Annotated in this window: 27 protein-coding genes and 1 pseudogene; 12 read left to right on the top strand and 16 right to left on the bottom strand. The window is 52.7% G+C overall.

Going from position 1 to position 25,621, the window contains the following annotated elements; all coding sequences use genetic code 11:
* Positions 1–9: 9 nt before the first annotated feature.
* Entirely contained in the window at positions 10–492 is a 483-nt protein-coding gene (locus B9P82_RS15960) for an Hcp family type VI secretion system effector (protein ID WP_046276105.1), read from the bottom strand.
* A 182-nt stretch (positions 493–674) separates the two neighbouring features.
* Here B9P82_RS15960 and B9P82_RS15955 point away from each other — a divergent pair, with 182 nt between their 5' ends.
* Positions 675–2,039, top strand: a complete 1,365-nt coding sequence (locus tag B9P82_RS15955; protein ID WP_016152045.1) for an MFS transporter — start codon at positions 675–677, stop codon at positions 2,037–2,039.
* A gap of 94 nt (positions 2,040–2,133) precedes the next feature.
* On the opposite strand, the gene B9P82_RS15950 is transcribed toward B9P82_RS15955, so the two are convergent.
* The gene (locus tag B9P82_RS15950; protein ID WP_003831002.1) at positions 2,134–2,625 is read right to left on the bottom strand and encodes a YajQ family cyclic di-GMP-binding protein; all 492 of its coding nucleotides are present in this window, start codon (positions 2,623–2,625) and stop codon (positions 2,134–2,136) included.
* A gap of 174 nt (positions 2,626–2,799) precedes the next feature.
* Here B9P82_RS15950 and panE point away from each other — a divergent pair, with 174 nt between their 5' ends.
* The 3 genes from panE to B9P82_RS15935 are packed head-to-tail and all read left to right on the top strand — an operon-like array spanning position 2,800 to position 5,375.
* Positions 2,800–3,711 carry a 2-dehydropantoate 2-reductase gene (gene panE / locus B9P82_RS15945; RefSeq protein ID WP_016155860.1) on the top strand — a complete coding sequence of 304 codons (912 nt, stop codon included), beginning with the start codon at positions 2,800–2,802 and terminating at the stop codon, positions 3,709–3,711.
* A complete protein-coding gene (gene yajL, locus B9P82_RS15940) occupies positions 3,674–4,264 on the top strand; it encodes a protein deglycase YajL (protein WP_016152043.1) in 591 nt (196 codons plus the stop codon). The genes panE and yajL overlap by 38 nt, the downstream gene beginning before the upstream one ends.
* A gap of 31 nt (positions 4,265–4,295) precedes the next feature.
* Positions 4,296–5,375, top strand: a complete 1,080-nt coding sequence (locus tag B9P82_RS15935; protein WP_101700616.1) for a hypothetical protein — start codon at positions 4,296–4,298, stop codon at positions 5,373–5,375.
* Between the two features lie 99 nt (positions 5,376–5,474).
* On the opposite strand, the gene thiI is transcribed toward B9P82_RS15935, so the two are convergent.
* A complete protein-coding gene (thiI, locus tag B9P82_RS15930) occupies positions 5,475–6,923 on the bottom strand; it encodes a tRNA uracil 4-sulfurtransferase ThiI (RefSeq protein WP_005125147.1) in 1,449 nt (482 codons plus the stop codon).
* A gap of 208 nt (positions 6,924–7,131) precedes the next feature.
* Between thiI and xseB the strand changes: the two genes are divergently transcribed.
* The 4 genes from xseB to yajO are packed head-to-tail and all read left to right on the top strand — an operon-like array spanning position 7,132 to position 11,192.
* Entirely contained in the window at positions 7,132–7,374 is a 243-nt protein-coding gene (gene xseB / locus B9P82_RS15925; protein WP_016152040.1) for an exodeoxyribonuclease VII small subunit, read from the top strand.
* Entirely contained in the window at positions 7,375–8,274 is a 900-nt protein-coding gene (gene ispA, locus B9P82_RS15920; RefSeq protein ID WP_016152039.1) for a (2E,6E)-farnesyl diphosphate synthase, read from the top strand.
* Between the two features lie 24 nt (positions 8,275–8,298).
* Positions 8,299–10,161, top strand: a complete 1,863-nt coding sequence (dxs, locus tag B9P82_RS15915) for a 1-deoxy-D-xylulose-5-phosphate synthase (protein WP_019076160.1) — start codon at positions 8,299–8,301, stop codon at positions 10,159–10,161.
* Between the two features lie 56 nt (positions 10,162–10,217).
* Complete coding sequence (gene yajO / locus B9P82_RS15910) at positions 10,218–11,192, top strand: 1-deoxyxylulose-5-phosphate synthase YajO (RefSeq protein ID WP_047357693.1); 975 nt, start codon at positions 10,218–10,220, stop codon at positions 11,190–11,192.
* Between the two features lie 100 nt (positions 11,193–11,292).
* Here the strand turns inward: yajO and pgpA are convergent, their stop codons facing one another.
* The 6 genes from pgpA to nrdR all read right to left on the bottom strand — a co-directional run bounded on the left by pgpA (position 11,293) and on the right by nrdR (position 15,396).
* Positions 11,293–11,811: a phosphatidylglycerophosphatase A gene (pgpA, locus tag B9P82_RS15905; RefSeq protein WP_016152036.1), complete on the bottom strand. Its 519-nt coding sequence runs from the start codon at positions 11,809–11,811 to the stop codon at positions 11,293–11,295.
* Entirely contained in the window at positions 11,789–12,766 is a 978-nt protein-coding gene (thiL, locus tag B9P82_RS15900) for a thiamine-phosphate kinase (protein ID WP_075846808.1), read from the bottom strand. The genes pgpA and thiL overlap by 23 nt, the downstream gene beginning before the upstream one ends.
* Positions 12,767–12,843: 77 nt before the next feature.
* Positions 12,844–13,263: a transcription antitermination factor NusB gene (nusB, locus tag B9P82_RS15895; protein ID WP_000801129.1), complete on the bottom strand. Its 420-nt coding sequence runs from the start codon at positions 13,261–13,263 to the stop codon at positions 12,844–12,846.
* Between the two features lie 19 nt (positions 13,264–13,282).
* Positions 13,283–13,753: a 6,7-dimethyl-8-ribityllumazine synthase gene (gene ribE / locus B9P82_RS15890; RefSeq protein WP_016152034.1), complete on the bottom strand. Its 471-nt coding sequence runs from the start codon at positions 13,751–13,753 to the stop codon at positions 13,283–13,285.
* 86 nt (positions 13,754–13,839) lie between these two features.
* Positions 13,840–14,943, bottom strand: coding sequence for a bifunctional diaminohydroxyphosphoribosylaminopyrimidine deaminase/5-amino-6-(5-phosphoribosylamino)uracil reductase RibD (gene ribD, locus B9P82_RS15885; RefSeq protein WP_016152033.1), 1,104 nt, complete (start codon positions 14,941–14,943; stop codon positions 13,840–13,842).
* Between the two features lie 3 nt (positions 14,944–14,946).
* Entirely contained in the window at positions 14,947–15,396 is a 450-nt protein-coding gene (nrdR, locus tag B9P82_RS15880) for a transcriptional regulator NrdR (RefSeq protein WP_016152032.1), read from the bottom strand.
* 153 nt (positions 15,397–15,549) lie between these two features.
* On the opposite strand from nrdR, the gene B9P82_RS15875 reads away from it, so the two are divergent.
* Both B9P82_RS15875 and B9P82_RS15870 read left to right on the top strand, forming a co-directional pair.
* The gene (locus B9P82_RS15875) at positions 15,550–16,089 is read left to right on the top strand and encodes a SadB/YajI family lipoprotein (protein ID WP_101700615.1); all 540 of its coding nucleotides are present in this window, start codon (positions 15,550–15,552) and stop codon (positions 16,087–16,089) included.
* Positions 16,090–16,387: 298 nt separating this feature from the next.
* Positions 16,388–17,251, top strand: a complete 864-nt coding sequence (locus B9P82_RS15870; RefSeq protein WP_003021561.1) for a nucleoside-specific channel-forming protein Tsx — start codon at positions 16,388–16,390, stop codon at positions 17,249–17,251.
* Positions 17,252–17,296: 45 nt separating this feature from the next.
* Here B9P82_RS15870 and B9P82_RS15865 read toward each other — a convergent pair.
* From B9P82_RS15865 to queA, 7 genes and pseudogenes are all read right to left on the bottom strand, one after another.
* Positions 17,297–17,988: pseudogene (locus B9P82_RS15865) on the bottom strand (helix-turn-helix transcriptional regulator).
* A 23-nt stretch (positions 17,989–18,011) separates the two neighbouring features.
* Positions 18,012–18,377, bottom strand: coding sequence for a VOC family protein (locus B9P82_RS15860; RefSeq protein WP_016152028.1), 366 nt, complete (start codon positions 18,375–18,377; stop codon positions 18,012–18,014).
* Positions 18,378–18,546: 169 nt separating this feature from the next.
* Positions 18,547–19,518 (bottom strand): protein translocase subunit SecF, encoded by a 972-nt coding sequence (gene secF / locus B9P82_RS15855; RefSeq protein WP_003021550.1) that lies wholly within the window; start codon positions 19,516–19,518, stop codon positions 18,547–18,549.
* Between the two features lie 10 nt (positions 19,519–19,528).
* The gene (secD, locus tag B9P82_RS15850; protein WP_003021547.1) at positions 19,529–21,376 is read right to left on the bottom strand and encodes a protein translocase subunit SecD; all 1,848 of its coding nucleotides are present in this window, start codon (positions 21,374–21,376) and stop codon (positions 19,529–19,531) included.
* Positions 21,377–21,403: 27 nt separating this feature from the next.
* Positions 21,404–21,736, bottom strand: a complete 333-nt coding sequence (gene yajC / locus B9P82_RS15845) for a preprotein translocase subunit YajC (protein WP_003021544.1) — start codon at positions 21,734–21,736, stop codon at positions 21,404–21,406.
* Between the two features lie 22 nt (positions 21,737–21,758).
* On the bottom strand, positions 21,759–22,886 hold the full coding sequence (gene tgt, locus B9P82_RS15840; protein ID WP_003021535.1) for a tRNA guanosine(34) transglycosylase Tgt: 1,128 nt from the start codon (positions 22,884–22,886) through the stop codon (positions 21,759–21,761).
* A 55-nt stretch (positions 22,887–22,941) separates the two neighbouring features.
* Positions 22,942–24,012: a tRNA preQ1(34) S-adenosylmethionine ribosyltransferase-isomerase QueA gene (queA, locus tag B9P82_RS15835; protein WP_101700614.1), complete on the bottom strand. Its 1,071-nt coding sequence runs from the start codon at positions 24,010–24,012 to the stop codon at positions 22,942–22,944.
* 217 nt (positions 24,013–24,229) lie between these two features.
* Between queA and acpH the strand changes: the two genes are divergently transcribed.
* Together acpH and B9P82_RS15825 are read left to right on the top strand one after the other, a co-directional pair.
* A complete protein-coding gene (gene acpH, locus B9P82_RS15830; protein ID WP_016152027.1) occupies positions 24,230–24,811 on the top strand; it encodes an ACP phosphodiesterase in 582 nt (193 codons plus the stop codon).
* Positions 24,812–24,979: 168 nt separating this feature from the next.
* Positions 24,980–25,582: a peroxiredoxin gene (locus tag B9P82_RS15825; RefSeq protein WP_003021524.1), complete on the top strand. Its 603-nt coding sequence runs from the start codon at positions 24,980–24,982 to the stop codon at positions 25,580–25,582.
* The last annotated feature ends 39 nt before the right edge of the window (positions 25,583–25,621 follow it).

The raw sequence follows: 25,621 nt of genomic DNA, 5'->3' as shown, positions 1-25,621 counted from the left end.
AATCCCCCATTATGCCGTCTGCCGGTCATTCCATGCGTCGGTATAGATAATGTTCCCGTCGCAATGCTTCCAGGTGATTTTTTCGTAGCGTAATTCTATGGTTTCAAGATGGTTATTATTCATGTCCTCTGGACCAGCCATCGAGGGAGAAACGGAGACAATCCGCACCCCTTCCAGAAACATATTGAAGTATTCAACTTCCTGACCGGCATCATTGATTTTGTACCAACGAATCTCTGCAGACTTAAGATTCTGACCAGAAGCGACAGCTTTGTATAAATACGGGCTAGAGTAGTCAAACTCTTTGATGATCATCATCGGTGAATGTTGGCGTGTGCCTGTTGGCTTGCCTGTACCGTTATCAGTGGGAATAGACAAATTGTGATGAAAGCCTTTAAATTCAATACTGTATTCTCTTCCCTCTACATCACACCCGCCCTTAATCAGCGCACCACCATCGTCATAAATCCACATATTGCCCGGAATCGCCATTTTCCTTTTCCCTCTTTCCATTAGAAATAACCACAAAAAGACTACACCTGTAATTATCGCAAGTAAATTAGTCGCAATTGTAATTATTTCAATTTTCCCACTACACAATTCCACATATCGTAGAGGTTTACCGCACTCCTTCCCCGCTTTACACTAGGCGCGAAATTAATACAGAGGTGGGAATGAACGATTACAAAATGACGCCCGGTGAGTTGCGCGCCACCTGGGGTTTAGGGACCGTATTCTCGTTGCGCATGCTTGGCATGTTTATGGTTCTGCCGGTTCTGACCACGTACGGTATGGCGCTACAGGGGGCCAGTGAAGCGCTGATTGGCCTTGCTATTGGCATTTATGGTCTGGCGCAAGCCGTTTTCCAGATCCCCTTTGGTCTGCTTTCAGACCGCATCGGTCGTAAGCCGCTTATCGTCGGCGGGCTGGCGGTATTCGTTCTCGGCAGCGTGATTGCCGCCCTCTCCGATTCAATCTGGGGCATTATTCTCGGTCGCGCTTTGCAAGGCTCTGGCGCGATTGCCGCCGCCGTGATGGCGCTGCTTTCCGACTTAACCCGTGAGCAAAACCGTACCAAAGCGATGGCGTTTATCGGCGTCAGCTTTGGTATCACCTTCGCCATTGCGATGGTGCTAGGACCGATCGTTACCCATGCGCTGGGACTACACGCGCTGTTCTGGATGATTGCAGCTCTTGCAACCACCGGCATCGTGCTAACCATTTGGGTCGTTCCCAATAGCACCAGCCACGTGCTGAACCGCGAATCTGGCATGGTAAAAGGCAGCTTCAGCAAAGTGCTGGCGGAGCCCAAACTGCTCAAGCTCAACTTTGGCATCATGTGTTTGCACATTTTGTTGATGTCCACTTTCGTCGCCTTACCGGGCCAACTGGCGAAAGCCGGTTTCCCCGCCGCAGAGCACTGGAAAATTTATCTGGTGACGATGCTGCTGTCTTTTGTTTCCGTGGTGCCGTTCATCATCTACGCAGAAGTGAAGCGGCGGATGAAGCGCGTATTCCTCGCCTGCGTGTTACTGATCCTTATCGCAGAGATTGTATTATGGAGCGCTAACGTGCGTTTTTGGGGGCTGATTGCGGGCGTTCAGATATTCTTCCTCGCCTTCAACCTGATGGAGGCCCTCCTCCCCTCGCTTATCAGCAAAGAGTCTCCGGCTGGCTATAAAGGCACGGCGATGGGCGTTTACTCCACCAGCCAGTTTCTTGGCGTGGCGATTGGCGGTTCGCTCGGCGGTTGGGTGGTCGAAATGTTTGATGGTCAGGCGGTATTCCTGGCCGGCGCGCTTCTGGCGGCAGTTTGGTTGTTGGTGGCAAGCACAATGAAAGAGCCGCCATATGTCAGTAGCCTGCGAGTGGAAATCCCACCTGAGATTGCCGCAGATGACACCCTTAAGCAGCGTCTGCTGGCTAAAGAAGGGATAAGCGAAGTGTTAATTGTAGCGAAAGAGCATTCGGCTTACGTGAAAATCGACAGCAAAGTGACGAATCGATTTGAGGTTGAACAGGCCATCAGCCAGGCGTGAAGAGTGCCAGATGGCGACTATCGTTTGACCCGGCCTACAAATAGCGTGTGAAACCTGTAGGCCGGATAAGCGTAGCGCCATCAGGCATTACGACTTAATCGCGGAAGTTCTTAAACTGGAACGGCTGGCCGAGATCGCCGCCGCGAACCAGCGCCATAACGGATTGCAGATCGTCACGCGCCTTGCCGGTCACGCGGATTTCTTCGCCCTGAATCTGCGCCTGCACCTTCAGTTTGCTGTCTTTGATCAGCTTAACGATTTTCTTTTGCACCGCGCTTTCAATACCCTGTTTCAGCTTAGCTTCAACAAACCAGGTTTTACCGCTGTGCACGAAGGTTTCTGGTACGTCCAACGAAGTGCCTTCAATACCACGTTTCAGCAGCTTGGCACGTAAAATATCCAGCAACTGATTGACCTGGAAATCAGACTCGCTTAGCACCTTAATCGTCTTATTCGACTCGTTCAGCTCAAAAGTCGCTTCAACGCCACGAAAATCAAAGCGTGACTCCACTTCGCGGCTGGCGTTATCTACCGCGTTACGGGCTTCCTGAAGATCAACTTCAGAAACAATATCGAAAGATGGCATCTTTTCCTCTCCCTTCATTTTTGATGCGAAGCATAATACCTGCAAAGTTACACAACAGACAGCGCTATACTAGGCTGTATCCTTTAATTGTACGTGGTACTGATACCTGCGAACAATAATGGGGTACGGCCGATATGGATTAACGCCTGGTGATGTTGCAGGTGAGGAGGAAGAATGAAAATTACCGTACTGGGATGTGGAGCGTTAGGACAGCTTTGGCTAACCACGCTGTGCAAACATGGACATGAGGTTCAGGGGTGGCTACGCGTACCGCAACCCTATTGCAGCGTTAACCTGATCGACACGGATGGGTCAGTATTCAATGAATCCCTGACGGCAAACGACCCCGATTTTTTGGCGAAAAGCGACCTGCTGCTTGTCACTCTGAAAGCCTGGCAGGTTTCTGATGCGGTCAAAGGCCTGGCCGCCATTCTGCCTGACACCACTCCCATTCTGCTGATTCACAACGGTATGGGGACGATTGAAGAGTTGCATAACATTAAGCAACCTCTATTGATGGGCACCACAACCCACGCGGCACGCCGTGACGGCAACGTCATCATTCATGTCGCTCAGGGAACAACAAGGATTGGTCCGGCGCGTGAACAAGATGGTGATTTCAGTTATCTGGCTGAAGTCCTGCAAGAGGTGCTGCCGGACGTCGCCTGGCACAACAATATTCGCGCTGAGTTGTGGCGCAAGCTGGCCGTCAACTGCGTCATTAACCCGCTGACCGCATTATGGGATTGCTCGAATGGAGAGTTACGCCATCATCCTGAAAAAATAGCACTCATCTGCGAGGAGGTGGCGGCGGTCATTGAACGCGAAGGCCACCACACATCAGCAGATGATTTACGCTATTATGTTGAGCAAGTGATTGACAGTACGGCGGAAAATATCTCATCAATGCTGCAAGACATACATGCCCTGCGCCATACTGAGATCGACTACATTACCGGTTATTTGCTAAAACGCGCCCGCGCGCACGGCATCGCCGTCCCGGAAAATGCCCGCCTGTTTGAAATGGTTAAGAGAAAGGAAAGTGAGTATGAGCGCTCAAGCACTGGTATGTCTCGCCCCTGGTAGTGAAGAGACCGAAGCGGTCACCACTATCGATCTGCTGGTTCGCGGCGGAATTAAGGTCACGACCGCCAGCGTCGCCAGCGATGGCGGCCTGACGATCGTGTGCTCACGCGGCGTAAAACTACTGGCGGATGCACCATTAGTGGAAGTTGCTGACGGGGATTTCGACATTATCGTGCTGCCCGGCGGTATTAAAGGCGCCGAGTGTTTTCGCGACAGCCCTCTGCTTGTCGAAACCGTGAAACAGTTTCATCGCTCCGGGCGCATTGTCGCGGCAATTTGCGCCGCTGCCGCCACAGTCCTCGTCCCACACGATATTTTTCCCATTGGTAACATGACTGGTTTTCCGGCGCTGAAAGACAATATTCCCACTGACCAGTGGCAGGATAAGCGCGTCGTATGGGATCCGCGCGTCAATCTGTTAACCAGCCAGGGACCGGGAACCTCAATCGATTTCGGTTTAAAAATCATTGATCTCCTGGTGAGTCGCGAAAAAGCTTACGAAGTGGCATCACAACTGGTGATGGCTGCGGGAATTTATAACTACTACGAGTAATCTTCAGGCCACTCGCATTCAAGGAATTATGATGAAAGGATATCTGAGCGGAGCGGCTTTACTGCTCCTTTCCGGCTACGCCAGTGCGACTCAACTTGAAATTGAGAGCCTTGAGTATCGCTATCCCGCAAGCACTGAGATGCAATATCGCGTGCCGTGGTTTACCTCAACGGATAACCCACTGGTTGCAAAACGCATTAACGATTATATTTTCACAAGCTTTATCAATCAGCTACCGGGAAATAATCCACAAGCGACCGTGAATCAGTTTGCGAAATCAGAGATGAATCCCACCGCAAACCTTGACTACACGGTTGAGTATCGCGACGCCAAAGTGTTGACCCTCAACATGTTTGTCGAAGGCTGCGGGGCGTATTGCGAGTCGTACAATGTACCGATCAGCTTCGATTTAGCCAACGGCGCGACAATTACCCTTAACGACCTCTTTTCCCGCTCCACGATGAACGAGTTGAACACCCGCATCAGAAAAGATATCCGCAGCCAAATTGATGCCTTTGTTGTCGCACAGAAATCACAAAAGCCAGAGCAAATAAAAGAAGACGGTGGAGATTCTGGCTTTGCCGAATTCTACGCATCGTGTGCAACCTACACCGACGGTCTGTACTACATCGACAAATTCTCCCTGCAAAAAGACCATCTGGCTTTCCTGAATGGACGTTGTAGCAACCACGCCAATCGCGCGGGTGACGAACTGGGCGATTTCACCACGAAAATCCCGACCGTTGAACTGCATAATCAGCTCACGCCTTACGGCCAGTATCTGACTACCGCAAAGAGAACAACACCGGTTTCGCCAGCGCCCGGCATTGACGGCAAGGTGATGTACGGCACGTTGGGAAAAAGCATGCGTATTGTGTTGAAGGTCGACTGCAAATACGGTGATTTTTTTGAAGGGGCTTACTTTTACCAGAAATTTGGCGCACCGATTGAATTAAACGGTAAATGCGACACAGCCGACAATCAACATTATGTACTGAAGACCTCTGCCGCTGAACAATCGGAAGAGAAGATAACGCTGGAGTTAAAAGACGGCGTCTATCAGGGTGTCTGGGTGTCGAACGGGAAAAAGCTCCCCATCCGTTTTGAATAATATTGTTATATTGCCGGATGGCAGCATAAACAATTTATCAGGCCTACAAAACATACCGATTGCAGGCCTGATAAGCGCAGCACCCTCAGGCAAAAGTCACTACGGGCGATATACCTTCACGTTTTCAAAGCCCTGCTCGCGCAGATACAGCGCCTGCAGACGGCTCATCACCCCGCGTTCACACCACAGCAGCCAGGTTTTACTCTGGTCCAGATCGCCGAATTTGGTGCTCAGTTTGTAGAACGGCAGAGAAACGACGTCCACACCGTCAACCTTCAGCGGTTTGTCATCCTGTTCATCCACAGAGCGGATATCCAGAATCACATCGTTCGGGCCGAAGCCGCTCACGGTTTCCACTTCCACCACGGTCTGCTGCGTCTGCTGGGCGATATCACGAATATCGATATTGTTCGCTTCTTCAACCACTTTATCGAGGATAGAGAAATCGAAGTTTTCTTCTTCGGCCTCAATCTTCGCTTTAATCGCTTTCACCGTCGGGCTTTTTGAAATCACACCGCAGTATTCCGGCATGGTACGGGCAAAGTCCTCAGTACCAATTTCACGCGCCAGATTAATGATGTGCTCCTTATCATGGGAGATAAGCGGGCGCAGGATCAGGGTGTCAGAAACGTTATCGATCAGGCGCAGGTTGGTCAGCGTCTGGCTGGACACCTGGCCCAGCGCTTCACCGGTTACCAGCGCCTGTACGCCGTAGCGCTCAGCGACTTTCGACGCTGCACGAACCATCATACGTTTAAGGACCACGCCCATCTGACCGTCGTCGACTTTCTCCAGGATCTCGCCAACCACCGGCTCAAAGTTGATCGCGACAAAACGCACGCGATGCGAGCTACCAAAGCGGTTCCACAGATAATGCGCCACCTGACGAACGCCGATTTCATGCGCTGCGCCGCCGAGATTAAAGAAGCAGTAGTGCACGCGGCAGCCGCGACGCATCAGCATATAGCTGGACACGCCGGAGTCGAAACCACCGGAAATCAGCGACAGTACATCTTCCTGCGTCCCGATCGGGAAACCGCCAATACCTTCATAGCGGCCTTTAACCAGCAGCAGACGGTCGTTTTCGATTTCAAGATTAACCGTCACGTCCGGCTTCGTCAGCTTCACGCGCGCGGATTCAATATGCTGGTTCAGTCCACCGCCAACATAGCGTTCCACCTCAATAGAGCTAAACTCATGCTTACCGCGACGCTTAACGCGTACGCAGAAGGTTTTGCCTTCCAGTTGATCGCGATACTGCACCAGCGCTTTCTCGAAAATATCGTGCATATCGGTAAACGGCACGTCTTCAACTTCGAGAATATGGTGGATCCCCGGAATACGGGTCAGCGCGTCGCGAATATCCAGGCGCTGGCTTTCATCTTTAGCGCGAACCTCAACGTGATCCCAGTGGCGGACAACGGCAAGGTCTTCATCATAGTGCTTTAAAACGTTACGAATGTTCCCTGTCAGAATTTTTATAAAGCGCAAACGCACAGATTGGCTTTTGATGGTGATTTCTGGGAACAATTTAATGATAAACTTCATGGCGGCAATGGTTCTTTGGCAAGTCTGAATGACTTGTAATGGAAAAAAATACAGCAGCCCATACCCTGCGGCTGCATCCAGGCGCGCAAGTATACCACCATCATGGTCATCCTGTGCACATCGCCTTACCATTGTGCGTTATTTGCTTATCAGTGCGAGTCCGTTACCATAGCCTTGTGCTGCCAATACAGAGAGTCAGACATTCATTATGCCGAAGAAAAATGAAGCGCCAGCCAGTTTTGAAACAGCGCTGAGCGACCTGGAACAGATTGTTACCCGTCTGGAAAGCGGCGACCTGCCGCTGGAAGAAGCGCTGAACGAATTTGAACGTGGCGTACAGTTAGCACGTCAGGGACAGGTCAAGTTGCAGCAGGCTGAACAGCGCGTACAAATCCTGCTGTCAGATACTGAAGACGCCGCCCTTACGCCTTTCACACCGGATAATGAGTAAATGGATTTTACGCAGCAGCTACAGGCTTGCGTTGAGCAGGCCAACCAGGCACTGAGCCGTTTTATCGCGCCATTGCCCTTTCAGAACACTCCCGTGGTCGAAACCATGCAATATGGCGCATTATTAGGCGGTAAACGTCTGCGCCCGTTTCTGGTGTATGCGACCGGTCAGATGTTTGGCGTCAGCCTGAGTACGCTTGATGCTCCCGCTGCCGCCGTCGAGTGTATCCATGCCTATTCGCTGATGCACGATGACTTACCCGCGATGGACGACGATGACCTGCGCCGCGGTCTGCCGACCTGCCACGTAAAATTTGGCGAGGCGAATGCGATCCTGGCCGGAGATGCGCTACAGACGCTGGCGTTCTCCATTATCAGCGACGCCCCGATGCCGGAAGTTTCTGATCGTGACCGCATCGCGATGATCTCTGAACTGGCCCAGGCCAGCGGTATCGCCGGTATGTGCGGCGGTCAGGCGTTGGATCTGGACGCTGAAGGCCATCAGGTAGAATTGGATGCGCTGGAGCGTATTCACCGCCATAAAACCGGGGCATTGATTCGCGCCGCCGTGCGTCTGGGTGCGTTAAGCGCAGGCGATAAAGGGCGAGAATGCCTGGCAATACTCGACAAGTACGCAGAAAGCATCGGTCTGGCCTTCCAGGTTCAGGATGACATCCTGGATGTGGTAGGCGATACTGCAACATTGGGTAAACGTCAGGGTGCTGACCAGCAGCTTGGCAAAAGTACCTATCCTGCACTTCTGGGTCTTGAGCAAGCCCAGAATAAAGCCCGGGATTTAATTGAGGATGCCCGCCAGTCGCTAAGTTTGCTGGCCGCACAGTCACTCGATACCTCGGCACTGGAAGCGCTAGCGGACTACATAATCCAGCGTGATAAATAAACCAACATATCCCATGAGCTTGCGATGAGTTTTGATATAGCCAAATACCCGACCCTGGCGCTGGTCGACTCCACTCAGGAGTTACGCCTGCTGCCAAAAGAGAGCCTGCCAAAGCTTTGCGACGAACTGCGCCGCTATTTGCTCGACAGCGTAAGCCGTTCCAGCGGGCACTTCGCCTCTGGTCTGGGCACGGTGGAACTCACCGTAGCGCTGCACTACGTCTACAACACCCCGTTTGACCAGTTAATCTGGGATGTGGGACATCAGGCTTACCCGCACAAAATTCTGACCGGCCGCCGCGATAAAATCGGCACCATTCGGCAGAAAGGCGGTTTGCATCCATTCCCATGGCGCGGTGAGAGCGAATATGACGTACTGAGCGTTGGGCACTCCTCAACCTCCATCAGCGCAGGTATCGGTATTGCGGTTGCCGCCGAGAAAGAAGGCAAGGAACGCCGTACCGTTTGTGTGATTGGGGACGGTGCAATCACCGCAGGCATGGCATTTGAAGCGATGAACCACGCGGGTGATATTAAGCCCGACATGCTGGTTATCCTCAACGACAACGAAATGTCGATTTCAGAGAACGTCGGCGCGCTGAACAATCACCTGGCGCAACTGCTCTCAGGCAAACTCTACTCCTCGCTGCGCGAAGGCGGGAAGAAAGTGTTCTCCGGTGTACCACCGATTAAAGAACTGCTCAAACGTACCGAAGAGCACATCAAAGGCATGGTTGTGCCGGGTACGCTGTTTGAAGAACTGGGCTTTAACTATATTGGTCCGGTGGACGGTCACGACGTGCTGGGGCTTATCACCACGCTTAAGAACATGCGCGATCTCAAAGGTCCACAGTTCCTGCACATCATGACCAAAAAAGGTCGTGGCTACGAGCCAGCGGAAAAAGATCCGATTACGTTCCACGCGGTACCCAAATTCGATCCATCCAGCGGATGTCTGCCGAAAAGCAGCGGCGGCCTGCCGAGCTATTCAAAAATCTTCGGTGACTGGCTGTGTGAGACCGCGGCGAAAGACAATAAGCTGATGGCGATCACCCCGGCGATGCGCGAAGGCTCCGGTATGGTGGAGTTCTCACGTAAGTTCCCGGACCGCTACTTTGATGTGGCGATTGCCGAGCAGCACGCGGTGACGTTTGCGGCCGGTCTGGCGATTGGCGGTTATAAGCCGGTCGTGGCTATTTACTCCACCTTCCTGCAACGCGCTTACGATCAGGTACTGCATGATGTCGCCATCCAGAAACTGCCGGTCCTGTTCGCCGTCGACCGGGCAGGTATCGTTGGCGCAGATGGACAAACCCACCAAGGGGCGTTCGACCTCTCTTTCCTGCGCTGTATCCCGGAAATGGTCATTATGACCCCAAGCGATGAGAACGAATGTCGCCAGATGCTGTTCACCGGCTATCACTACAACGACGGTCCAACGGTCGTACGTTATCCGCGCGGTAACGCGGTGGGCGTTGAGCTGGCGCCGCTGGAACATCTGCCAATCGGCAAAGGCATCGTGAAGCGTCACGGTGCGAAAGTAGCGATCCTCAACTTCGGCACCCTAATGCCGGAAGCCGCTCAGGTCGCAGAGTCACTGAACGCCACGCTGGTTGATATGCGCTTTGTGAAACCGTTGGATGAAACGTTGATCCTCGAAATGGCAGCCCAACACGAGGTGCTGGTCACCCTCGAAGAGAATGCCATTATGGGCGGCGCTGGTAGCGGCGTAAACGAAGTGCTGATGGCCCATCGCAAGCCTGTTCCGGTGCTGAACATTGGCCTGCCTGACTTCTTCATCCCGCAGGGGACTCAGGACGAGGCTCGCGCCGAACTGGGACTTAATGCCGCCGGAATTGAGGCCAAAATCAAGGCCTGGCTGGCATAATCCCCTCCCCGCTCCTGCTATGCTTAACTCATCACGAGCTAAGCAGGAGTGGATTAATGAAATACAACACCTTAGGAAAAACCGACCTACGGGTCTCCCGCCTTTGCCTAGGTTGCATGACGTTTGGCGAGCCCAATCGCGGCAATCACGCCTGGACGCTACCTGAAGAAAGCAGCCGCCCGATAATCAAACACGCTCTTGAAGGCGGCATTAACTTTTTTGATACCGCCAACAGCTACTCCGCTGGCAGCAGCGAAGAGATTGTCGGCCGCGCGCTGCGTGATTTCGCCCGCCGCGAAGATGTTGTGGTCGCCACCAAGGTTTTTCACCAGGTTGATGATTTAGCGGAAGGATTATCCCGCGCACAAATCTTGCGCTCAATCGACGATAGCCTCAGACGCCTGGGTATGGACTATGTGGACATCCTGCAAATTCACCGCTGGGATTACAATACGCCTATCGAAGAAACGCTGGAAGCCCTTAACGACGTAGTGAAAGCCGGTAAAGCTCGCTATATTGGCGCCTCATCCATGCACGCGTCTCAGTTTGCTCAGGCGCTGGCCTTACAGAAACAACACGGCTGGGCGCAGTTCGTTAGCATGCAGGATCACTACAACCTGATCTACCGTGAGGAAGAACGCGAAATGCTGCCGCTTTGCTATCAGGAAGGCGTCGCGGTGATCCCTTGGAGTCCGCTGGCGCGTGGTCGCCTGACGCGCCCCTGGGGAGAAACGACCGCACGTCTGGTTTCTGATGAAGTCGGTAAAAATTTATACTCTGAGAGCGATGAAAACGACGCGCAAATTGCCGCGCGGCTGACCGGTGTCAGTGAGGAATTAGGCGTAACGCGTGCGCAGGTTGCGCTGGCCTGGCTGCTGAGCAAACCGGGGGTGGCAGCGCCGATTATCGGCACTTCACGCGAGGAACAGTTGGATGAGTTACTTAATGCGGTGGATTTGACGCTGAAGCCAGAGCAGATTGCCGAGCTGGAAACGCCGTACAAACAGCATCCGGTGGTCGGATTTAAATAATCTGGCATTGCCCGATGGCGCTGCGCTTATCGGGCCGACGAAACCGCCATCGTGTTTCCAGGCCAGATAAGGCGTTTACGCTGCCATCCGGCAAACCTATTTAAATGATACCTACCGGCCAGTGATGGCCGATAAAATACAAAATTCCGGCAGAGAGTATTCCGGCCACAATATCATCAATCATGATCCCCGTACCGCCATGCACGTTGCGATCGAACCAACGGATCGGCCACGGCTTCCACATATCCAGAATACGGAAAATCACAAATCCCGCGGCGACCCACTGCCAGTCGTGGGTCGGCAGCGCCATCAGGGTTATCCACATCCCGACAAACTCGTCCCAGACAATGCTACCGTGATCGTGCACGCCCATATCTTTCGCCGTTTGATGGCACAGATAAACGCCGATACAGATAGACAACATGACCACAAGTGAATACAGCTGCCACGGCAGAAACGTCATTAAATACCAAAAAGGGATCGCCGCCAGCGATCCCATCGTGCCTGGAACAATTGGGCTCAGCCCGCTGCCAAAACCGGTGGCCAACAGGTGCCACGGATTGCGCATACTCAGGCGACTTTTGGCGACATCTTTTTTAAGGCGCGGCAAAATGGTCATATCCTTTCCAGTCGAACGTGACGGGTTTTCCGTCGCGCGTAAAGTGAATGCCTTCCACGTCCGCGCTCATCTGCCCAATGCAGGTAAACGATGCGCCGAGATTCCCCAGCGCCACGTCCAGTGCGCCACGGTTAATTTCCGGTACGGTAAAGCATAACTCATAATCTTCACCCCCCGAAAGCGCCCAGCGCAGGGCTTGTTCCGGCTCAACGTGTTGGGCAAATGCCGTAGAGTATGGCAACGCATCGACGTTAACCCGCGCCCCACAGCCGCAGGCATTGACGATATGCCCCAGATCGGAAATCAGGCCGTCGGAAATATCGATAGCCGCACTGGCCAGATCGCGCAGGGCTTGTCCCTGCAAAATACGCGGTGTTGGACGCAGATGACGTTTAAGCAGATAATCTGCGTCTTTTGCATCTGCCACCTGCAAGCGATCCTGCAAAATCGCCAGCCCGGCCGCGCTGTCGCCCGGCGTACCGGTCACATAAATCCAGTCCCCCGGTTTCGCACCGGAGCGTTTTAAGGCCCGTCCAACAGGGACGTAGCCGTGGATACCCAGCGTCATCGACAATGGCCCACGCGTGGTGTCACCACCTATCAGCTGCATATCATAGTAATTGAGGAGTTCAAACAGGCTATCGCTGAAGGCTTCAAGCCAGGCTTCATCGACGTCAGGCAGTGTGAGCGCCAGCGTCAGCCACGCAGGATCGGCTCCCATCGCCGCCAGATCGCTCAAATTCACCGCCAGCGCTTTCCAGGCGAGATCGGTGGGATCAATGTCGGGGAGGAAGTGGTTGCCTGCCACCAGCGTATCGGTGCTGATCGCCAGCGTCTGTTTTTCAGGGATGTTCAGAAGTGCGCAATCGTCACCAATACCGGTTTCGACATCAAGACGAGACGTTCTTACGCGGTCAAAATAACGGGCAATCAGGGAAAATTCGCCGCATGCCATACGTTATGCCTCAGCAGAAAAAAAAGAAAAAGCCGGGGGCAGCGGAAACAAGTTCCACCATCCAGCCGGCCTCGGGATTACTTTTTGTTGGGGCGAATCACAGGTGCTGCTTTATCCAGTACGCCGTTCACGAATTTATGGCTGTCTTCAGCGCCGAAGGTTTTCGCCAGTTCAATCGCTTCGTTGATGGCCACTTTGTACGGCACATCACTACGTTTAGACAGTTCAAACAGCGCAATACGCAGCACGGCTTTTTCTACCTGACCCAGCTCTTCCAACAGACGAGACAGATAAGGCTTCATTAATCCATCCAGGTACGCGCTGTTAGTCGCCACCCCGGACAGCAGTTCACGGAAATACAGAACGTCGACATCTTTCACGTCCTGTTCCGCCAGGAACTGGTATTCAACATCAGCGATGTCGTTCTGGGACAACTGCCAGGAGTAGAGCGCCTGGACGGCACACTCACGGGCGCGGCGACGAGCAGCAGGTTTCACGGATTTCCCCTTACAAAAATCAGGCCTTGATGGCTTTCAATACATTAATCATTTCAAGTGCAGTCAGTGCAGCTTCTGCGCCTTTGTTGCCAGCTTTAGTGCCAGCACGTTCGATGGCTTGTTCAATACTTTCGGTGGTCAGAACACCGAAGGCTACCGGAATGCCACTGTCCTGAGCGACATGCGCCAGGCCATTGCTTGCACCGCCAGCCACATATTCGAAGTGCGCGGTACCACCACGAATCACCGTACCTAACGCAATCACCGCGTCGTATTTACCGGATTTTGCAAGTACCGAGGCTGCCAGCGGCAGCTCATACGCGCCCGGAACCCAAACGACGGTAATGTTTTCATCTTTAACCTGACCAATACGTTTCAGGGCGTCGATCGCACCTTCCAGCAGGCTGTCATTGATAAAGTTGTTGAAACGCGCAATGGTGATGGCGACGCGAGCGTCCGGGGTAGCAACGTTAGCTTCAATAATGTTCATATTCTTCCTTCGGATTCACTAGACCCCGCAGGGGGGCGGATTTTATCATAATAATCTGTGCGCTGCTTCCCTTTCGAACCGGGAGATCATGCGCCCACTAAATGCAGGCAAAGGTCCGGACCTACATGGCGTATTTCGTTGAATTTGAAATGGGGGGCGTCAGCCAGTTTCTCAAGGCCTGGAAGCACACATAATCCTCGTGCATCGCTGCCTAACAGTTTAGGCGCTACATACACGATTAGCTCATCGACCAGACCGGCCTGTAATAACGCGCCCGCAAGCGTTGGACCTGCTTCAACCCAAATGCTGTTAATTTGCTGCTTGCCCAGTTGCATCATCAGCACCACCAGATCCAGATGCCCGTTATGTTCCGGCACCTTCAGGCTGCGCACCGTCTCCGGCCAACTACGAGGATCATCTTTTGTCCGGGCAATCCAGGTTTCTCCAGGCTGTTGCACAATACGGTGTTCCGGCGTGACCTGATTCTGGCTATCAACAACAATGCGGATAGGCTGGCGCAGATTTTCCTGCGGGTAACTCGCCTGGGTTGACTCCCCAAGTTCCGACCAACGCACGGTAAGCTGAGGGTCGTCAGCCAACACCGTAGCGCTGCTGGTTAAGATGGCGTGGCTTTGCGCCCGTAATCGTTGCACATCGCGACGCGCCTGCGGCGAGGTTATCCACTGGCTTTCACCACTGGCCATCGCCGTACGCCCATCAAGCGACGCACCAAGTTTAAGCTGCACGTAGGGGAATCCCGTACGCATACGCTTGAGAAAGCCTTTATTAAGCTGCTCAACCTCGCTCATCATCAGCCCGTGACTGACGTCAATGCCCGCCTGCTGCAAACGGTAGAGACCACGACCTGCTACCTGCGGATTGGGATCCTGCATCGCTGCAACCACACGTGACACGCCTGCGGCAATCAGCGCATCGCAGCACGGGGGGGTACGACCATGATGGCTGCAGGGTTCAAGCGTTACATAGGCAGTCGCCCCTTGCGCTTTTTCTCCAGCCATGCGCAGAGCGTGGACTTCGGCATGCGGTTCACCCGCGCGGTGATGATACCCTTCACCGACGATCTCCCCATCTTTGACAATCACGCAGCCCACGTTGGGATTGGGGTGAGTGGTAAAACGTCCGCGCGCAGCAAGCTTCAGCGCGCGCGCCATGTACAATTCATCCTGCATGGCTTAGTCCTGTAGGCGAGCAATCTCTTCGCCAAATTCTTTGATATCTTCGAAACTCCGGTAAACCGAGGCAAAGCGGATGTAGGCGACTTTATCGAGTTTTTTCAACTGCTCCATCACCAGGTTGCCGATCATCTTGCTCGGCACCTCACGCTCGCCAGTCGCACGCAGTTGTGATTTGATATGGTTCAACGCCATTTCGACGTCATCTGAGCTGACCGGACGTTTCTCAAGCGCTCTGAGCATGCCGCTGCGCAGCTTATCTTCATTAAAGGGTTCACGCACATCGTTGCTTTTCACAACGCGTGGCATGACAAGTTCAGCCACTTCAAAAGTGGTGAAACGTTCGTTACAGACCAGACACTGCCGACGGCGGCGTACTGAGGAGCCCTCGCCTACAAGACGAGAGTCAATTACCTTAGTGTCTACGGCGAAACAGAATGGGCAATGCATACGGCGTCCTGTCCTCAGTGGTTAACAGAAATCTATTTTACCCTGAACTGGCGTGACAACAAAGGCGCAGCGCTTTTGAGACAAAGGATCGATGCCTTCGTGCTCGGTGCGCACTACCATTATGCTATCGCGACAATGAAGGAAGTAATCACAATGACAAGACGTTACCTAAGAATTCTCCTGGTGGGAAGTCTCTTTAGTCTTAGCGCATGCGCACAGCAAAGCGAAGTACGCCAGATGCATCAAAGCGTTAGTACGTTGAATAAAGAGATGACACAGCTAAATCAGGAAACGGTAAAAATTACACAACAAAATATGTTGAATGCCAAATCAACCAGCGGAGCCTATCTGCTGCCGGGTTCCAATACACCAGCCCGACTGGACAGCCAGATTGGCATGTTACGGATGTCATTTGTCAATATTGCGCCGAACGCCGACGGCACGCGGCTCACATTACGTATTCAGGGTGAATCCACTACGCCTTTACCCGCCTTTAGCGCCGCCGTCGAGTATGGACAAATTCAGGGCACCACGGATAACTATCAGGAAACGAACGTTCAGAACCAATTGGTAACGGCCCCGGCAAGTATCCTTGCTCCCAGCGACGTAGACATTCCGCTGCAGATAAATGGCCTCTCTCCGGACCAGTTAGGATTTGTTCGTATCCACGACATCCAGCCTGTTAATCAATAAACTTTTTTGCGGGACGTTTTGTGCGTTCCGCAACATCACTCCGGTCCGTTTTGTTACTCACCTGACATAACCGATATTTCTGGTAAAACTTGGCAACATTCATGGGAGCCAGTACAATTCGCCGCCTAAAGTGAGCAAACGTGAACGCAATCGATTACGTAAATGATAGAACTGTGAAACAACACATATTTTTGTGAACAATGATTTTTATAATAGGCTCCGAAGAAACACGAAATATTTAGAAACGCAATTTGCGCCTTTTTCACTCCCGAAAGGGATTTCAAACAGTGGCATACATATGAAAAAAACATTACTTGCAGCCGGTGCAGTGCTGGCGCTCTCCTCGTCTTTTACTGCCAACGCTGCAGAAAATGACAAACCGCAATATCTGTCCGACTGGTGGCACCAGAGCGTCAACGTGGTGGGAAGCTACCACACCCGTTTCTCTCCGAAACTGAACAATGACGTGTATCTGGAATACGAAGCGTTTGCCAAAAAAGACTGGTTTGACTTCTATGGCTACATCGATATTCCGAAAACCTTCGACTGGGGTAACGGCAACGATAAAGGCATCTGGTCTGACGGTTCCCCGCTGTTTATGGAAATCGAACCGCGTTTCTCCATCGATAAACTGACCGGTGCTGACCTGAGCTTTGGTCCGTTCAAAGAGTGGTATTTCGCCAACAACTACATCTACGATATGGGTGATAACAAAGCCAGCCGCCAGAGCACCTGGTATATGGGTCTGGGTACCGATATCGATACCGGTCTGCCGATGGGTCTGTCCCTGAACGTGTATGCTAAATACCAGTGGCAGAACTATGGCGCATCCAACGAAAACGAGTGGGATGGCTACCGTTTCAAAGTGAAATACTTTGTGCCGATCACCCAAGTTTGGGGCGGCCAACTGACCTACATCGGCTTCACCAACTTCGACTGGGGCTCCGATTTGGGTGATGATCCGAACCGCACCAGCAACTCTATCGCTTCCAGCCACGTCCTGGCGCTGAACTACGATCACTGGCACTACTCCGTAGTAGCGCGTTATTTCCATAACGGCGGCCAGTGGAAAGGTGGAGATACTCTGAACTGGGGCGAAGGCGACTTCAGCGCGAAATCTACCGGTTGGGGTGGTTACCTGGTCGTAGGTTACAACTTCTAATCCTGCCAATTGATCGCAGACAAGCCAGCTTAACCGCTGGCTTTTTTATGGCTGGTCTTCACAGCGTACTTTACGTAAAAAATCACTTAGCGAGCGATCTGCAGATTCACGAAAATGCCTGTCGAGCGGCGTGATCTTCAGACACCGATCAACGCGAAAGCAGCGATAATCGTCACGTTTCTCGCACCAGGCAACCAGCAACCAGTGTTCACCCCAGAAAAATAACCCCAGCGGCTGAACGTCGCGCCAGGAGAGATTCCCGGACTCGTCGCGATAATGCAGCGCCAGCACCTGCTGCGCCGAAACCGCGCGATGTATGAGATCAAAAGCACTGCGTGAATGCGGCTGATTGCCAAAATCTGGCGCGAAAACCCGCGTTTGCTCGGCTCTGCGCCGACACTCTGGCGGCAATATCGCCAGCACTTTTTCCTGCGCGGATTCCAGCGCCTGTGAGAGTGAATCCCCGCCCCATGTTTTCAGCAACGAATCGCTACCATTAACGCTTCTGATTCGCGATGCGTTAACATCAACGGCGGCAGATCAAACCCCGCCATTAAGCGGTATCCACTGCCCACTTCTCCTTCAATGGGCACGCCGGATAAAGAGAGATCGCGGATATCGCGATAAATCGTTCGTTCAGAAACCTCAAGACGTTCTGCCAGCAGCGCCGCCGTTGTCACTCGCCTGCCACGCAGGATTTGTACAATCTGAAACAAGCGGTCGGCGCGTCTGGTCATTTTAATCCTCAGTCCTGAAAATATTACGCGGGTTGATGTAAACCAACACGATTGCCTTCGCTGTCAGTAAACAGCGCAATAGTGCCAATATCCTGCCCCAGTTCGAGCGGACCAAACACGCACTGACCGCCAGCGGTGGCGACGCGTTTAAGCGTTGCAGCCAAATCATCCGTATGCAGATAAATAATAGCGCCCTGCGCTGAAGGCGTAATACCGTCAAATTTAGCCAGCGCCCCGCCGGGAGCGGGATCCTGATGTGGAAATACGGCCAGCTCCGCGCTGTCCATATTCTCACGACGCAAAGAAACCTGCATCACTGGCTCATAAAAAGCAATGGCGCGCTCCATTTGTGCCACGGGGATTTCAAACCAGCTAATTACGTTATTCATACTTCCTCCTGCCTGTGTGGGTAATCTCAGAAGGACTATAAGACAGGGCTACTGACAGCATACTGTCAGTAGTATGGCGACCGGAAAAGATAATGGACTGCTACCAAATCGCAGGCAAAAAAAATCCCGACCTTGCGATCGGGATTCCAGTATCTTCACTCTTAATAGTTTAAGGCAGAATTGACGGTTGATCCGCCCCTTCTTTCTCAACCTTCTGCTGCAGCATGTGCTCACGCTTCATACCCAGCTTCAGCGCCAGCGCCGATGCTACGTAGATAGAAGATGCAGTACCGATGGAAACACCGATCAGCATCGTCAGCGAGAAGCCTTCCAGTACCGGACCACCGAACAGGAACAGCATCAGAATAACCATCAACGTCGTACCGGACGTAATCAACGTACGGTGCAGCGTCTGAGTCAATGACACGTTAAAGATTTCGTAAGGCGTACCGCGACGAATTTTGCGGAAGTTTTCACGAATACGGTCAGATACGACGATACTGTCGTTCAGCGAGTAACCGATTACCGACATCAACGATGCGACGATAGTCAGATCAATTTCAATATGGAACAACGACAGGATCCCAAGTGTGATAATCACGTCGTGCGCCAGAGCGATAACTACCCCTGCCGCCAGTCGCCACTCAAAGCGGAAACCGACGTACACCAGGATGGATATTAACGCCGCCATCAGCGCCATTGCACCGGTTTGCGCCAGGTCTGCACCCACGCTCGGACCCACGAATTCAATTCGCTTCACCGCGGCGTTTTGGTTGGTGGATTCGTTAATCACACTCAACACTTTGCTGCCCAGTACCTGACCGCCGTCTGCGCCTTCAGTTGGCGGCATACGCACCATAATGTCGTGGCTGCTGCCGAAGTTCTGCAGAAGCGGATCAACAAAGCCCGCTTTCTCCAGCGCATCGCGCATCACGTCCATATCGGCCGGTTTTTCCAGCGTGATTTCAATTACCGTACCACCGGTGAAATCGAGACCCCAGTTAAACCCGCGTACGCCCATCACCACGATGGCCGCAATCAGCAGGAAACCTGAAATGCCGAAAGCCCAGTAGTCCCAGCGCATAAAGTCCCAGACTTTACGGCCGTGGTTCAATTGTTCAACAGTATATTCCTGTGCCACTTCGCACTCCTCAGATTGACAGCTTTTTGACGCGCTTGCCGCCATACAACAGGTTTACGATGGCACGTGTACCGACAATCGCGGTAAACATCGACGTCGCCACACCAATACCGGTAGTAATCGCGAACCCTTTAATTGCCCCGGTGCCAACTGCGTACAGGATAATGACCTTAATCAGCGTCGTAATGTTCGCATCAAAGATGGAGCTAAATGCACCCGCATAACCTTCATTGATGGCCTGCTGCACCGAACGCCCGTTACTCAACTCTTCTTTGATACGTTCGTTAATCAGTACGTTCGCATCGACCGCGACGGCAAGGGTTAAGACGATCCCCGCAATCCCCGGCATACTCAGCGTAGCGCCCGGCAGCAGCGACATAATACCGACAATCAGTACCAGGTTAGCAATCAGCGCACTGGTCGCGATCAGACCGAACTTCTTATAGAAGAAGATCATGAACAGGATAGACACCACCAGACCGGCCAGACACGCTTCCAGACCCTGTTTAATGTTCTGCATACCCAGGGTAGGACCGATGGTACGTTCTTCAACAATCTGAATCGGCGCAATCAACGCACCGGCACGTAACAGCAGAGAAAGCTGACGCGCTTCGTTCGGGTTGTTAATACCGGTGATACGGAAGCTGTTGCCCAGGCGAGACTGGATGTTGGCGATGTTAATCACCTCTTCCTGTTTCACCAGCACTGCGCGACCGTTGGCATCTTTTTTACCGCTGTCTTTGTACTCCACGAACAGGGTCGCCATCGGCTTACCGATGTTGTCCTTGGTGAAGTTGGACATGATGTTACCACCCGCGCTATCCAGCGAGATGTTAACCTGCGGCTGATTGTATTCGTCCTGGCTGGAAGTGGAGTCGGTGATATGATCACCGGTCAGGATCACGCGTTTGTACAGCACAACCGGCTGACCTTCACGAGACTGTTTCACTTCCGAATCACCCGGTACACGCCCGGATGCCGCAGCAGACTGGTCAACGTTGGTGTTCACCAGACGGAATTCCAGCGTCGCGGTAGCGCCCAGAATTTCTTTTGCACGCGCGGTATCCTGAATGCCTGGCAGTTCGACCACAATGCGGTCAGCACCCTGACGTTGGACCACCGGCTCAGCAACACCCAGTTGGTTAACACGATTACGCAGAATGTTGATGTTCTGCTGTACCGCGTATTCACGGGCTTCGCTCAGGCGCGCATCGGTCATCACCGCACGCAGAGCATTGCTGCCCTGGCTGGAAATAACCAGATCCTGGTGACGCTTGCTCAGGTAAGAGATAGCTTCATCACGGGCGCTGCTATCACGGAAGGTGATGCTCAGACCGTAGTTATCTTCTTTGCGAACGGTAGTATAAGGAATGCCTTTTTCACGCAGATCGCTGCGCAGGCTATCGATATTTTGTTCCTGCAACTTACTCAGCGCGGTGTCCATATCCACTTCCATCAGGAAGTGAACGCCGCCACGCAGGTCAAGACCGAGTTTCATCGGTTCTGCGTGAATGGCTGCCAGCCAGCGTGGAGTTGCCGGTGCAAGGTTAAGCGCCACGACGTATTGATCGCCCAATACGCCCATTAACACTTCACGAGCGCGCAGTTGGGTATCAGTGGAGTCGAAGCGCGCAAGAATAGCACCCTCTTCCAGAGCCACAGACTTAGGTGTGATTTTATCTTCTTGTAACGTTTTCTGGACCTGGATCAGCGTTTGCTCACTGGCGGCGGCACCGCGCACGCCAGTGATTTGAACAGCCGGATCCTCACCATACAGGTTGGGAAGCGCATAGAGCAGACCGACGACAATAACGACGATCAGCATGACATACTTCCACAAAGGATAACGGTTTAACACGGCAGTTCCCTTTGGGAAAACAATAAATTACAGCGCCTTCATGGTGCCTTTCGGCAGAACGGCAGCTACGAAATCACGTTTAATAACCACTTCAGTGGTGTCGTTCAGCGCGATAGCGATGTAGCCAGATTCTGCTACTTTGGTCACGCGACCCACCAGACCACCGTTAGTCAGCACTTCATCGCCTTTCGCAATGGAGTTCATCAGATTTTTGTGTTCTTTGGTGCGCTTTTGCTGCGGGCGCAGGATCATGAAGTAGAAAATCAGACCAAACACCACCAGCATCAGAATCAGAGACATCGGGCTGCCCTGCGCCGGAGCACCTGTTGCCGCTACCGCATCAGAAATAAAAAAGCTCATTCAAATTCCCTCATTATTAAAATTAATCAACGTTCACAGGTGGAACTGGTCTACCCTGACGTTGGTAAAAATCGGTCACGAAGCTCTCTAATTTACCCTCTTCAATAGCCTTGCGTAAACCCGCCATCAAACGCTGGTAGTAGCGAAGGTTATGAATCGTGTTGAGTCGCGCGCCCAATATTTCGTTGCAACGGTCGAGATGATGCAAGTAAGCGCGCGAATAATTGCGACAGGTGTAGCAATCACACTCAGCATCGAGCGGACTGGTGTCGCTTTTATGTTTCGCGTTACGAATTTTTACCACGCCGTCAGTCACAAACAAATGACCATTACGGGCATTTCGCGTTGGCATCACGCAGTCAAACATATCGATACCGCGACGTACGCCTTCAACCAGATCTTCTGGTTTGCCGACGCCCATCAGGTAACGAGGTTTATCTGCCGGAATCTGCGGGCATACATGCTCCAGGATGCGGTGCATATCTTCCTTCGGCTCACCGACAGCCAAACCGCCGACAGCGTAGCCATCAAAGCCGATGTCTACCAGACCTTTAACGGAGATATCACGTAAATCTTCGTAAACACTGCCCTGAATGATGCCAAAAAGCGCATTTTTGTTGCCGAGGCTATCAAAACGATCCCGACTGCGCTTCGCCCAACGCAGAGACATCTCCATCGAGCGTTTAGCATAGTCCCAGTCGGCCGGATACGGTGTACATTCGTCGAAGATCATGACGATATCGGAACCGAGATCGTATTGAATCTCCATCGACTTCTCGGGATCGAGGAAAATCGGATCGCCGTTGATCGGGTTACGGAAATGCACGCCCTGCTCGGTAATCTTACGGATATCACCCAAGCTGAAAACCTGGAAACCGCCGGAATCGGTGAGGATTGGCCCTTTCCACTGCATAAAATCGTGCAGATCGCCATGCAGTTTCATGATTTCCTGCCCCGGGCGCAGCCACAGGTGGAAGGTGTTACCGAGGATAATCTGCGCGCCAGTTGCTTCAACTTCTTCCGGCGTCATGCCTTTCACGGTGCCGTAAGTACCGACCGGCATAAAAGCAGGTGTTTCTACTACGCCACGATCAAAAACCAGGCGGCCGCGGCGAGCGCGACCGTCTGTGGTATCCAGTTCAAATTTCATCTTAACTCCTGCGTCAGAAAAACAGTCCGACGTTTTAAATACTCATATCGCGGATTTATTCCCCGACACGCTCAGAAATAGCCTGCGGATTGTACGTGATAAACATCGCATCACCGTAACTAAAAAAGCGATATTCCGCTTTTACCGCTTCATGATAGGCGTGCATGGTGTTTTTATAACCAGCAAACGCGGAAACCAGCATGATCAGCGTTGATTCCGGCAGGTGGAAGTTGGTTACCAGGGCATCAATCACCTGATATTTATAGCCAGGATAAATGAATATTTGCGTATCGCCGAAAAACGGCTCGATAAGGTCGTTTTTGGCCACCTGTGCCGCGCTTTCCAGTGAACGTACGGAGGTGGTGCCGACCGCAATCACGCGGTTGCCGCGCGCTTTCGCCGCCAGCACAGCATCAACGACATCCTGCGGCACTTCCGCATATTCGGAGTGCATGATGTGATCTTCGATGGTGTCTACGCGCACCGGCTGGAAAGTCCCCGCGCCCACGTGCAGCGTGACGAACGCCATTTCAATGCCTTTATCGCGCAGCTTAGCCAGCAGCGGATCGTCAAAGTGCAGACCCGCAGTCGGCGCGGCGACCGCACCGGGTTTTTCGCTATACACGGTCTGATACAGCTCGCGATCGGCGTCTTCATCCGGACGGTCAATATACGGTGGCAGCGGCATATGGCCGATGGCGTTAAGGATATCCAGCACGCTGCGCTCGTCGTTAAACTCGACTTCAAACAGCGCGTCATGGCGTGCCACCATCGTTGCTTTAATACTTTCGTCGTCGCCCAGCAGCAGCTCGGCCCCCGGCTTTGGCGCTTTCGAGGCGCGAATATGCGCCAGAATACGTTTGTCATCCAACATACGCTCGACCAGCACTTCGATCTTGCCGCCGCTGGCTTTACGGCCAAACAGACGCGCCGGAATAACGCGGGTGTTGTTAAAGACCAGCAAATCGCCAGGGTTGAGCTTATCGAGCAAATCGGTGAAAGTACCGTGCGTCAGCGCGCCCGTCGGCCCGTCCAAAGACAGCAAGCGGCAACTACTGCGCTCAGCTTGCGGATAGTGGGCAATCAGGGATTCGGGTAGTTCAAAGGTGAAATCGGTAACGCGCATGACACTGACTCAGACTAAAATAAGAGGCGGGTAGTCTAGTGCCGGGGCGTCCTCCCTGCAACCTTTACCCCTCAAGTTAAAAGACATAATCTATACACAAAATCATTCAAGATGCATCGAGGCGGCAACTGAATGAGTCCCCGGGAGCTTACTCAAGTAAGTGACTGGGGTGAGTGAAGGCAGCCAACAAAGAGGCAGTTTGAAGGATGAAGTGGATATGAATTTTCTTGCACATTTGCATCTGGCTCACCTCGCCGACAGCTCGCTTTCCGGCAATTTGTTGGCCGACTTTGTCCGGGGCAATCCGGAAACGCACTATTCGCCTGACGTGGTGGAAGGCATCTTCATGCACCGTCGTATCGACGTGATGACCGATAACCTGCCGCAGGTGCGTGAAGCCAAAGAGTGGTTTCGCAGCGAAACGCGCCGTGTCGCGCCGATTACGCTGGACGTAATGTGGGATCATTTTCTGTCGCGCCACTGGTCGGAAATATCCCCCGACTTCCCGCTGGCGGACTTTGTCCGCTATGCTCGCACCCAGGTGACCACTATTTTGCCTGAATCGCCACCGCGCTTTATCAATTTAAACAACTATATATGGTCAGAGAAATGGCTTGAGCGCTATCGGGACATGGATTTTATCCAGAACGTCCTGAATGGCATGGCCAGCCGCCGCCCACGACTCGATGCCCTGCGTGACTCATGGTATGACCTGGATACGCATTACGATGCGTTAGAGGAACGATTCTGGCAGTTTTATCCGCAAATGATGGAACAGGCGCAGCGTAAAACCCTTTGACTACAGCCCATATTAGCCGCCGGATAAGCAGTAGCCGCCATCCGGCAAAAGATTGATAGACAAAACCTGTCTCATTGATTGCCAGCGCCTCTTTGTCTTATTCCCGAACACTCTCTATACTGGCCCGCGTTGCGTTCCAAAAACCCCTTAACATTGCAGGAGAATTATATGGTACTGGTAACTCGTCAGGCTCCGGATTTCACAGCAGCTGCGGTACTGGGTAGCGGTGAGATCGTTGAAAACTTCAACTTCAAACAGCATACCAACGGTAAAACTACCGTTCTGTTCTTCTGGCCGATGGACTTCACCTTCGTTTGCCCGTCTGAACTGATCGCTTTCGACAAACGTTACGAAGAATTCCAGAAGCGCGGCGTGGAAGTTGTTGGTGTTTCCTTCGACTCTGAATTTGTCCACAACGCATGGCGTAACACCCCTGTCGACAAAGGCGGCATCGGTGCAGTGAAATACGCAATGGTTGCTGACATCAAACGCGAAATCCAGAAAGCCTACGGCATCGAGCACCCGGAAGCGGGCGTTGCTCTGCGCGGTTCTTTCCTGATCGACGCTAACGGCGTTGTTCGCCACCAGGTGGTTAACGATCTGCCGCTGGGTCGTAACATCGACGAAATGCTGCGCATGGTTGACGCGCTGCAGTTCCACGAAGAGCACGGCGACGTTTGCCCGGCACAGTGGGAAAAAGGTAAAGAAGGTATGAACGCGTCTCCGGACGGCGTAGCAAAATACCTGACCGAGAACGTTTCCAGCCTGTAATTGGCATGAATCGTAAGAGGCCCGCAAATGCGGGCCTCT

Source organism: Citrobacter sp. L55 (genome assembly GCF_002850715.1).
Lineage (GTDB): Bacteria > Pseudomonadota > Gammaproteobacteria > Enterobacterales > Enterobacteriaceae > Citrobacter > Citrobacter braakii.
Note: the sequence above shows the minus strand (reverse complement) of the source record. Positions and strands in the feature narration are given on the sequence as shown.